11 protein-coding genes are annotated in these 9,009 nt (G+C 43.3%); 4 read left to right on the forward strand and 7 right to left on the reverse strand.

Annotation, left to right across the window (positions count from 1 at the left end; translation table 11 throughout):
* Nucleotides 1-92: 92 nt before the first annotated feature.
* On the forward strand, nucleotides 93-587 hold the full coding sequence (locus QUB33_RS28225; RefSeq protein WP_333357567.1) for a hypothetical protein: 495 nt from the start codon (nucleotides 93-95) through the stop codon (nucleotides 585-587).
* A gap of 188 nt (nucleotides 588-775) precedes the next feature.
* Here QUB33_RS28225 and QUB33_RS28230 read toward each other — a convergent pair whose 3' ends face one another.
* From QUB33_RS28230 to QUB33_RS28260, 7 genes are all read right to left on the reverse strand, one after another.
* The gene (locus tag QUB33_RS28230; RefSeq protein ID WP_333357571.1) at nucleotides 776-1,942 is read right to left on the reverse strand and encodes an LptF/LptG family permease; all 1,167 of its coding nucleotides are present in this window, start codon (nucleotides 1,940-1,942) and stop codon (nucleotides 776-778) included.
* Between the two features lie 74 nt (nucleotides 1,943-2,016).
* Nucleotides 2,017-2,745 (reverse strand): LPS export ABC transporter ATP-binding protein, encoded by a 729-nt coding sequence (lptB, locus tag QUB33_RS28235; protein WP_190738078.1) that lies wholly within the window; start codon nucleotides 2,743-2,745, stop codon nucleotides 2,017-2,019.
* Between the two features lie 173 nt (nucleotides 2,746-2,918).
* On the reverse strand, nucleotides 2,919-3,389 hold the full coding sequence (locus tag QUB33_RS28240; RefSeq protein WP_333357575.1) for an LptA/OstA family protein: 471 nt from the start codon (nucleotides 3,387-3,389) through the stop codon (nucleotides 2,919-2,921).
* A 229-nt stretch (nucleotides 3,390-3,618) separates the two neighbouring features.
* Nucleotides 3,619-6,294, reverse strand: coding sequence for an AAA family ATPase (locus QUB33_RS28245; protein WP_333357578.1), 2,676 nt, complete (start codon nucleotides 6,292-6,294; stop codon nucleotides 3,619-3,621).
* Nucleotides 6,295-6,415: 121 nt separating this feature from the next.
* Nucleotides 6,416-6,823: a DUF309 domain-containing protein gene (locus QUB33_RS28250; RefSeq protein ID WP_333357582.1), complete on the reverse strand. Its 408-nt coding sequence runs from the start codon at nucleotides 6,821-6,823 to the stop codon at nucleotides 6,416-6,418.
* Between the two features lie 147 nt (nucleotides 6,824-6,970).
* A complete protein-coding gene (locus QUB33_RS28255) occupies nucleotides 6,971-7,333 on the reverse strand; it encodes a ferredoxin-thioredoxin reductase catalytic domain-containing protein (protein WP_333357586.1) in 363 nt (120 codons plus the stop codon).
* 151 nt (nucleotides 7,334-7,484) lie between these two features.
* Nucleotides 7,485-7,634, reverse strand: coding sequence for a hypothetical protein (locus QUB33_RS28260; protein WP_333357589.1), 150 nt, complete (start codon nucleotides 7,632-7,634; stop codon nucleotides 7,485-7,487).
* A 3-nt stretch (nucleotides 7,635-7,637) separates the two neighbouring features.
* On the opposite strand from QUB33_RS28260, the gene QUB33_RS28265 reads away from it, so the two are divergent.
* The 3 genes from QUB33_RS28265 to cas6 (QUB33_RS28275) are packed head-to-tail and all read left to right on the forward strand — an operon-like array spanning nucleotide 7,638 to nucleotide 8,824.
* Nucleotides 7,638-7,769, forward strand: coding sequence for a hypothetical protein (locus QUB33_RS28265; protein WP_333357593.1), 132 nt, complete (start codon nucleotides 7,638-7,640; stop codon nucleotides 7,767-7,769).
* A gap of 18 nt (nucleotides 7,770-7,787) precedes the next feature.
* Entirely contained in the window at nucleotides 7,788-8,246 is a 459-nt protein-coding gene (gene cas6 / locus QUB33_RS28270) for a CRISPR system precrRNA processing endoribonuclease RAMP protein Cas6 (protein WP_333357596.1), read from the forward strand.
* Between the two features lie 20 nt (nucleotides 8,247-8,266).
* On the forward strand, nucleotides 8,267-8,824 hold the full coding sequence (gene cas6, locus QUB33_RS28275) for a CRISPR system precrRNA processing endoribonuclease RAMP protein Cas6 (RefSeq protein ID WP_333357599.1): 558 nt from the start codon (nucleotides 8,267-8,269) through the stop codon (nucleotides 8,822-8,824).
* Nucleotides 8,825-9,009 lie beyond the last annotated feature (185 nt).

The following is a 9,009-nucleotide window of genomic DNA, read 5'->3' on the forward strand; positions in this document are numbered from 1 at the left end:
CTGCCTATCTTTTTTTACCACAAGTTGGCTCAATCCTTACTAACTATGGGTTTGGGGCGGGTCGTCACCCCCCCAGGTCTCCAACAACTACTGTGAGCCAGGAATCTCAAGAATTATTAAACCCCACAGCTACAGTCCCTGAGTCCTTGGCTGGGTTAAATTCCCGAGTACCGAGCCTCCCCGAAATTAATGCAGCGGCTCCAACGGTGGCATTGCCGAAAAATCCCTACCAAACTAATTTATCTGGCTCAGGCTTCGCACCTGAAGTTCAACCTGTGGCTCTTCCAGTAGCCACACCTTCGCCAACACCTCTACTTCCCAATGTCGGTCCATCTCCCTTTCCAAGTGCGATTGGGGGAAGCAAGATAATTAGCCCTCAATTCTCTCCCAATTCAGCGAATTCTCAATTTCAAACAGCTCCGCCGAGTCAGCTTAATTTGCCGGAGCCACCTAACTTTGGATTTGTTCCCCAAAATACAAATCAGGGCGTGCAGCCCATTCAACCTCAACCTTTTTCTACACCGCGCTCCCTGCGTCCGGGACGCTATATTGGCGGTGGCGAAATCAATACTTTTTCTAATCCTTAAATGAAGGCAGTTCGGCCACGAAAACGATATTATCAATTCCCAATACTTAGGCTACGCGGTTCCTGCCCTTGGACTTAGGTTCTCCTTAGCGCAGTCGAAGGGCTCGCGTAGCCGAAAGGCAGGGAGCCGAAGGCAGTGAAAGGGCAGTACAAGTTCCCAATTACCATTCCCAATGTTAGTGGTAAAACTTACCTAGCCGCGGCTCGCACCAACAACAATCCCCCGATTCCCAAGCCAAACACCATCGGCAGCCAAGCCGACAGAATCGGAGTCAAAACAGCTTTCACGCCCATAGAACTGGTGATGAAAGAAAATACGTAGTAAGTAAAAATCACAACTACGCTAATACCAAAACTCGTTCCTCTGCCGGAACGGCGCGGTTGAGTTCCCAAAGCTGCTCCCACTATACCAAATACCATGCACACGAAAGGAAAAGCATATTTTTCTTGAATTCGCACCTTTAATTTGCGAATTTGCGGTTCGTCGCCACTGTTTTTAAGGATCTCCAAACGCTCTACAGCTTGGGCAATGTTCATTTCCTTAAAATCCCGCGCTCTGGCAGCTAAATCTAAGGGCGTGCGGGGGAGTTGCAATTGCTGGTGTTGAAACCTAACTATATTGCGGTAAGAGCCATCAGGAGCAACTATATAAGCGGTTCCGTTGAAAAAATCCCAGGTATTTTCTGAGGGATTCCAAGTAGCGGATTCTGAAGAAACGATTTGATTGAGGCCTGGGGTGGAGCGATCGATAATTGTTAAACCTTTCATTTGTTGGCCGTCAAATTGTTCTGCATAAAAAAAGCGGGCCAAGATTTCGTCGCCACCTTTTTCTGGTTTGCGAAATTCTGTATAGATAATATTTCTATCTTGAAATATCGGTTTTTCTCGCTTCAGGGCTCTGTCTAAAGTCAGAGTAGCTCTGTAGCTGGCGGCGGGTACGACTAACTCTTGCAAAGCAAAGGTGAAGCCGGCAACAATTAAACTCATAATCACTGCGGGCAGTATCAATCGGTAAACGCTAACTCCGCAACTGCGGAGGGCGATGAGTTCGCTGTCGCTGGACATTCGGCTGTAGGCCATTAAGGTTGCTAGCAGCATTGACATGGGGAAAGCCAATACTACGAAGTAGGGAATTTGCAGGAGAAAAATTTCTATGGCGGCGCTGTAGGGGAGGCCGGATTCTGTTACTCTGCGGACTAAATCAAATAAGGCTCCAACTGTGACGGCGACGGATGTAAAGAGTCCGACGCCAAAGAGAAATGGCCCGATTAGTTCTTTGGTAATGTACCAGTCCATTACTGAAATTCTCGGCAGCCAGTTGATGGGATTCAAAGAATTGGATATTGCTATTTTCATAGTTGCCCGTTCTCGCCGATTGCTCCTCAATCTAAAATCTAAAATTCTGCTGTTTGCCGAATGCCTTCCAAAAACTATCGCACGAAGCTGTCGCCCAAGTAATACTGACGCACTAAAGGATTGCTGTAGAGTTCTTCTTCAGCCCCGGAGGCTAAAATTTGGCCGTCTCGCATGATGTAGGCTCGATCGGTAATTTCGAGGGTTTCTCGGACGTTGTGATCGGTGATGAGGATGCCGATTTTACGATCGCGCAGTTTAGCAATAATGGTTTGAATTTCGTCTACGGCGATCGGATCGACGCCTGCAAACGGTTCGTCTAAAAATAGGAACATCGGCCCGTCTCGTCCCGCCGCTAATGCTCTGGCCAGTTCAGTCCGCCGCCTTTCTCCCCCAGATATTTGAATCCCCAAACTCGATGCTATTTTTTCTAAGCGAAATTCTTGCAACAGGAAATCGACTCGATCGCGCCATTCCCAGCGCGGTACTTGAGTTTGTTCTAAGACTAACAAAATGTTGTCGCGCACGCTCATGTTTCGGAAAATGCTTGCTTCTTGAGCGAGATAGCCAATTCCCAAATGCGCTCGCTGGTGCATCGCCAATTTAGTGATGTCTAAATCGTTTAGCCAAACGGTGCCTTGATTTGGTTTTTCTAATCCGGTTGCTATGTAAAATGTGGTGGTTTTGCCGGCACCGTTGGGGCCTAGCAGTCCTACGATTTCTCCTTGGGCTACTGAAAGGTTGACGCGACTGACTACATTGCGTTTTCCGTAGGATTTGTGAATATTTTCGAGTACAATTTTCATTTTCGCTCCCGGCAACCTCTACAAGCTAAATTCCAGACTGCGGCTTTGTGCGATCGAGTCTCTAATTTAAATTTTACCTTTTCAAGTTTGTCATTTTTCTAAAAACGAAATTTCGCATCTATCCCAAGTAGTATGTTTTGGCTGAGGCGAAATTTCGCTGCTGCGAGCCGCTTTTACCGGGGGGCTGTAGTTGGACGTGGAGAGCCCACTGCTTTTTGGGCTGCTGCATCTTGTTCCGGGGCAACCAAATAAACAGATTCTACCTGTCCTGGGTTGTCGGGCAGGGCAATAAACCGCCCTTCGTCGATGAGGTATGTTATGGTTTCGCCGCGCAGGCTGTTGCCCTGCTGCAATACGTAAACATCTCCGCTGAGAATGATCCGGCGCTCGCGGCTGAAATATTGTGCTTGAGCTGCAGTTGCTTGTATTTGGCGGGCTGGATAGTTGATTTGGACGTTGCCGCGGGCTGTCACGATGCCGGTTTTGGAGTCGGCTTCTTGAATGTCCGAGCGCACGCTGAGAGTGCGGGGCGGCCCGGCTTGCGGGTAAGTGGGAGAGGCAATCGCGCCTGCCAGAGTCAGGGGCAACAGCAGCGATAATCCTTTGAATATTCGGGAATTGAGCAGTTTAGCGGAGGGCATCATAAGCTTGGAGCCTCAAAATATTTGAAATTGCTGAAGGGCATTATTTCCACTTAGGTATTTTATCTTAACGGTCAGAAAGATTTTCGTGAGGTCGATTTATTGACCCGAGAGTCTCAACCAATTATCGTAGCAAGAGAGCAGCACTTTCTCCGGCTGTTTGGATGATTTGCTGGAGAAAGCAAGTTTTTTGACGGTTTCCCCGATATGGAAGTTTCGCACAACCTCGATACTATTTGGGTGGATTAGGCTTTTTCCTCATATTAGAGTTTGCAGAGCGATCGGAAACTTCAGTAGTTTCTACCTCAGACGTAGTAGATACTTGCTCATTAATCAATTCTTCATGCCCATCCTTAAGAGACTTATCCATTTTAGTATCCTCAAGCACTTCTTCTGAAATATTTGACTCCTCTGCTTGAGCCTCGACAGTTTCTTCTTGACTCGCTAAAAGCCCTGCATTATTAATTCTCTCTAAACCCATTTTAAATTCAGTGTAATCGTCGATCGTTTTATTCATTTCGACATCAAGCTTGTAATGACGACGCAAATTTTGGATCACATTCTGAATTGCTTCGATTTCCTGAGGTGACTCATTTTCTATATTGCTTTTTATAACATCTTCGATTTCGTCTAGCAGAATAACACCATCCTCACGTTTTGCAGAAATAGGATGAAGTACAATAAAGCTATCATTTAAACGCTTGATTTTTTCTTTAAGCATTTCTTTGGTCAATCTCTTTTGAGCACTACGTTGCATAAAGTTCAACTTTTTAAATAGAATTTTAAAGTTTTCCTCGAAAATTTGCAATGCCTTAGATTGATTCTCCTCTAGCTCACTTCGTTTCTGTGACCACTCATTTACCACTTGAATAACATTCCTAGCAAAGCCAGCTTTACTAACTTTCAACTCCTTATAAAAAGATTCTGAAATACTTTCTTGTATGGCATCAAGAATAGTCAGATTATCAATCTTACTTAAAATTAAATCTTCAGTTAAAAAAGAAACTTCAGTTTCATCCACTTGTAGAAATTCCTGTAAATATAGCTTCGTTGCTTTTATGCAGATTGACAAGGGAATAATATCTTCTATCTCAAGTTTTTCGGTCGCATTATCAGCAACCAAAGAGAATTCTTGTTTGAGATCGCCAAGCTGAAGAATAAATTCCGGTTTAATTAAAGGTCTTCTATGTTGCGCTCCCCTACCTAATAATTGCTTTTTAGCGTCATTTCCACACTTATCACTGTCCAATAGAACGATAACTGCTATTTGCTCAACGTGTCTTCCACAAGCTAAATAGACCATGTAGGGAACTTGGTTAGCTCCCCCTGAGTCAACAATCGTGATGTGGTTTAAATCTAAAGTTTCTAATTTATCAGATTCAACAATAGGTCGAAGGTATCTTGCAGCCCCGGCAATAATTATTTGCTCGCAAATGCCTTCCACCATTAAATTACAGTTCCCAATAAAAACTGATTCGCCAATAAGAGTCCCTATCGAAGACCTTAGAGGTTCATAACGATTTTTAGCAAAATCCCTAACTACTCGTGTTCCCTCATCCTCATTTCCCTTCTGTAATACTCGAATACGATCGGTATGGTTCTTATCAATTAAAAAAGGAGAGTGCGTCACGTAAACTACCTGAATTGGGTTAGTTAAATGTGAGCCTGGTTCGGGATTGGCAAAAAGGTCAAATACTTTAAGTAAGTCTTGTTGAGCTTGACTAGACAGGTAAGCATCTGGTTCATCCATCAACAGTATCTCACTTTTATTGTGATGGGGTTCATGAGAGCGATATTCAATGTAATAGCTCAGAAAGAATCGTAATCCTTGGCTCCTTTCATCAAATGAATATTCAGTTTTTGTCTTATCAGTTATGGTAAAAACTAAGTCATAGTCTCTTGCCACTACTTTTAGAGAGAAGTTACGATCTTGAACCCAATAGTTAGGAAAGTTTAAATTAATGGCTAATTGGCGGTTAATCTTCTCAATGATTCCATTTGCAAAACCCTGCATTCCATTTTGAATAGCCTCAGCCAGATCAAGTAAAGCATTGGTATCGACTTCAGCAATTTTGCAAATCAATTTGTAAGCTAGATGGAATTCTTTATTTCTTTTTTCTTGCTCTCTATTACTGGAATTGACTCCCTCAAGCGCTGAAATAATTGATTTGAGTAATGTCATTCCTCGATCGTTTTTTTCAGCCCCATTAAGGTTGATTTTATTGATTAATTCTGGATGATTACTAAGATTTTCAAGTGTATCTACTATTTGGTTTCTTTGAACTCTATCTAAAAGCTCAAATCTTCTACTGCCGGAATAATCATCTTGAGCCAACTCAACTAATTTTTTGATAGGAACGCTTGATGGAAGAGCAATATTAGACTCAATCCTAAATGGTTTAGGAAGTAATTTTTGTAACTCTATAACCTGACTTTCCCCAAGTTTGTATGGTCTGTAATCTCTATTTTCAGGCAAATATAACGTTAAATTGTCAACATTATTACGGAAGATTAAAAATCTCTCTAAAATCAATTTATCAGGAATTTCTATAATTTCTCTTAAACTTACCTCTTCAGACTTAGAAATACCCGACCATTCAGATCCAAAGTCAGGGTATTTTAATTCGTTCTTTTTAACCGTAAAAAGTGGAGAATAGCGGCAGAAATCGCTGCGCTCGATATTTTTGACAAATAAAGCCTTCTCAATGGCAGTTAACAAGTGAGATTTGCCCGATTCGTTCGCGCCAACAATTGTTGTAATTTTGGGTTCTATGGGAACTTCAATATATGGGTAAAAAGCATTTTTTATCAGCTCCCAAGGTTTAGGCTTCACCCTGTCATTATTTTTTCTTAGGAAGTCGTCATTGAATGATTTATAGAATCGAATGAAAACTTTTTTGAGAAGCATATTGTTAGAATTGATGCTACCATTGTATTTTTTTTCCTCAGTTTGATCATCGGCTTAATACCGTGACTCAGAGGATTCAACTGCAAATTTGTTACTATTATACACTAATATACGTCTATATCTAAATTTGTTCTACTTTGATAATTCGCGGCAAGTGCAAGCCTGCAACTTCTGTACCTGCGAACAACGGTTGAAATTTAGCTACTTCTTCTGGGCCAGCTTGTTGCAAAGCGCTCAAAAGTTTAGCACTTTGTCCGAGCAAGTCTTCAACGGCAATTCCGGAATAAATCGGCTGATAATAACTGAGCCGATTTATTCCTTCTCCCAGCAATATTACCGCACCGCGCCAGTTTTGATTTCCTAAGTGATAAAGCGCGACCGCAATTTGCAATATTCCCTGATAAAACCTTTTTTCCTGCTCGTCGGCTTCCATCCACAAAGCCTCTAAAGTATCGTGACAAGCGTAAAATTCTTGGCTGTTAAACTGTTCGATACCTTGCCAAAAGTCGAGCGGGATTTCCTCTGTCATTCCATTGAAAATTGGGGATTTTCGATTGCGAGTGTGTGTTTGAGTAGGCGGCGATCGATTTCTTTTAAATAACTAAGCCTTAAAAATAGGAAAAATAACAACCTGTTTTCAAAACTGCTGCCATTTAACGACCGCCTACTTAACCGATTACATAGTGTCTCTGACCGCTTTAATCTGATCCATTCCAATCTCCTGAGCAGTTCCAGCGAAATCGTTATCTGGTGTCAGAAATAACATACAGTGACACTCTTTGCGCTCGCGCATGGGAATGCACGGACAGTTCCAGTAGGCGGCTTTTACTTCGGCTTCTTTATCTTCGTAATGGCGACAAGGGCATAAGGGAGCACCTAGTTCATCCTTGTGTTTTGCTAGTCCTTCTATGACGACAGCAGTGACAGAAGGCTCGGAACAAAAGTAAGTTCCGGTGCGCTTGGCGTAGGTTTCGGAGAAATTCTTCATCGCCTCCAAAGTTTTTTCGTTGGAGAGTTTAGATTTTTCTGTTGTGTTCATAGTTTAGGATCGGAGTTGAGGATGCTACGAGCTTTTGACAATTGTAGCGCAGAATAGGATTTTAAACACTCGTATATTTCTGTTTACTTACAATGAGGAAAACCTTGACAAAGATTTAGTTTTAGGTTGTCGGTTTTTTACTGGTTTTTCTCTATCCCGGACGGTGCGGGAAACTGGCGGCAGACGGGGTTTTTGGAGTACCCAAAACATTGGGGCAGTCGATCGCCCTCAGAAATCGTCCCCCAAAGGGGATAAAAATCGGATAATTAATATAGCACAGCGCTGTCCTTGTTAGTGGCATCTGATGGCAACTTCCCCAAACCGCACCCGCACCCGCGATCGAAAATCTCCTCCGTCTGGGCTGAGGTGGCCGGCTGACACCGAGTTAGTCGGATTAGTGTTTGAATTGACTCCCGGCGCTGCTAGCTATCTGTAGGCGCAGTATGCTATAGGTTTGCACGCTTGGTTTTTAGGTCAAGTACAGCAAACTGATCCGGATTTATCGAAACTTTTGCACGATGAACAGTCCGAAAAAGCCTTTACTATTTCGGGACTGGAAGGTGATTGGCTCCCCGGCGGCAAAGAATTTCAGCTTTTGGGGGATCGAATTTATCGCTGGTACGTAACAGGACTTTCAAAGCGAGTAGTGCAGTGGCTGAGTCAGTGGCTGCAAAATTTGCCCCAAGAGATAGATTTGCGAAATGCTCCGCTGCTAATTCGCTCTTGGGATATTGCTTTGGCTCCCACAACTTACCAGCAATTATTAACAGCAGAACCCCCCTTGTCGCCAACCCTCAAACTTAGTTTTGTGACTCCTACAAGCTTTCGTAGCAAAGGTCATCACTTCCCTTTGCCAGTCCCCGAAAATGTTTTTCACAGCTATTTACGCCGCTGGAATAACTTTCGGGTCTAAATTTCTCCCAAGCACAATTTTTGAATTGGATTGATGAAAATGCAATTATTAGCCGCCACAAATTGGAGTCGCAAAAGGTAGCGGCGGGCAAAAAAGACATGGGAACGGGATTCACTGGGGCTGTGGAATTTGGGCTAGGGCGATCGGCTCACAATCGCCCTGATTTTGTACAATTATTTTATGATTTGGGGCGGTTAGCGCCGTTAGCGCCTTACTGCGGCACTGGCCACAAAACAACTTTTGGATTGGGACAAACGCGAACACGATGGTTGACAGAAGCGCTACCTGAAGTGTCGATACAAAGCGTATTGGCGGCGCGAATAGATGAATTGACAGAGAAGTTTATGGCGCACAGAAAGCGTACAGGCGGAAGTCGCGCTGCTGAGATTGCTGAAACTTGGGCGACGATTTTGGCGCGCCGGGAATTGGGGGAATCTTTGTTTGATATTGCTGCTGATTTGGAAATGCCTTATGAAACTGTGAAAACTTACGTGAATAGGACTTACGCATTGACAAATCAGCCCAAATATGAAGCAAGTGCTAAAATTACGAAATTCCTTTGGCAGGTAAAGTTTTGACCATCACAAACAATTGCAAAAAGCCCTTAAATGCAGAGTTTTTGCGAGGATATTAATAGGAACTTAGCGGTTAGTTAATATTCAGCCTTTAGACCTACTTTTTGATTCACTGTAGTTTAGACTAACCAAAGATGAGAACGGTGACAAAAGTAGAACTTGAGCCACCGCGCTGGGAGAGAATGAGG

It is taken from the genome of Microcoleus sp. B3-A4 (assembly GCF_036705385.1).
Taxonomy (GTDB): Bacteria; Cyanobacteriota; Cyanobacteriia; order Cyanobacteriales; family Microcoleaceae; genus Microcoleus.

Bases quoted from the DNA above. Each gene is read 5' to 3' on its own strand.
- QUB33_RS28260 (WP_333357589.1), bottom strand. From the start codon at position 7,634: ATGCCACTAACAAGGACAGCGCTGTGCTATATTAATTATCCGATTTTT.
- QUB33_RS28255 (WP_333357586.1), bottom strand. From the start codon at position 7,333: ATGAACACAACAGAAAAATCTAAACTCTCCAACGAAAAAACTTTGGAG.
- QUB33_RS28240 (WP_333357575.1), bottom strand. From the start codon at position 3,389: ATGATGCCCTCCGCTAAACTGCTCAATTCCCGAATATTCAAAGGATTA.
- QUB33_RS28245 (WP_333357578.1), bottom strand. From the start codon at position 6,294: ATGCTTCTCAAAAAAGTTTTCATTCGATTCTATAAATCATTCAATGAC.
- QUB33_RS28230 (WP_333357571.1), bottom strand. From the start codon at position 1,942: ATGAAAATAGCAATATCCAATTCTTTGAATCCCATCAACTGGCTGCCG.
- lptB (WP_190738078.1), bottom strand. From the start codon at position 2,745: ATGAAAATTGTACTCGAAAATATTCACAAATCCTACGGAAAACGCAAT.
- QUB33_RS28250 (WP_333357582.1), bottom strand. From the start codon at position 6,823: ATGACAGAGGAAATCCCGCTCGACTTTTGGCAAGGTATCGAACAGTTT.
- QUB33_RS28265 (WP_333357593.1), top strand. From the start codon at position 7,638: ATGGCAACTTCCCCAAACCGCACCCGCACCCGCGATCGAAAATCTCCT.